The organism is Litoribacterium kuwaitense, from assembly GCF_011058155.1.
In the GTDB taxonomy this organism is placed as follows: domain Bacteria; phylum Bacillota; class Bacilli; order Bacillales; family DSM-28697; genus Litoribacterium; species Litoribacterium kuwaitense.
In genome coordinates this window covers 1-326 of sequence record NZ_JAALFC010000157.1, presented here as the reverse complement: position 1 = coordinate 326, position 326 = coordinate 1, and the positions used below count along the sequence as shown (strand labels likewise).

Here is a 326-nt window from a genome sequence, read left to right as displayed (position 1 = left end):
GCAAAAAATCTCGACTGAAATCATCAAAAACCACGATGTCATCGGTATTGAAGATTTGCAAGTGTCAAATATGCTGAAAAACCACAAGTTAGCTAAAGCAATCAGTGAAGCATCATGGTCACAATTTAGAACCATACTTGAGTACAAAGCGACATGGTATGGCAAACAAGTCGTTGCTGTATCAAAAACATTTTCTTCCAGTCAACTATGCTCGAGCTGTGGCTACCAAAACAAAGACGTTAAGAATCTCAACCTTCGTGAGTGGAATTGCCCCTCTTGTGGTACGCATCACAATCGAGATATGAACGCAGGACAAAATCTTAAAA

General features: G+C 39.6%; 1 protein-coding gene. It reads left to right on the top strand.

Annotated features, from left to right (window positions below):
• Window positions 1–326, top strand: a 326-nt coding sequence (locus tag G4V62_RS19480) for an RNA-guided endonuclease TnpB family protein (protein WP_165205265.1), incomplete at both ends; no start/stop codon positions are given.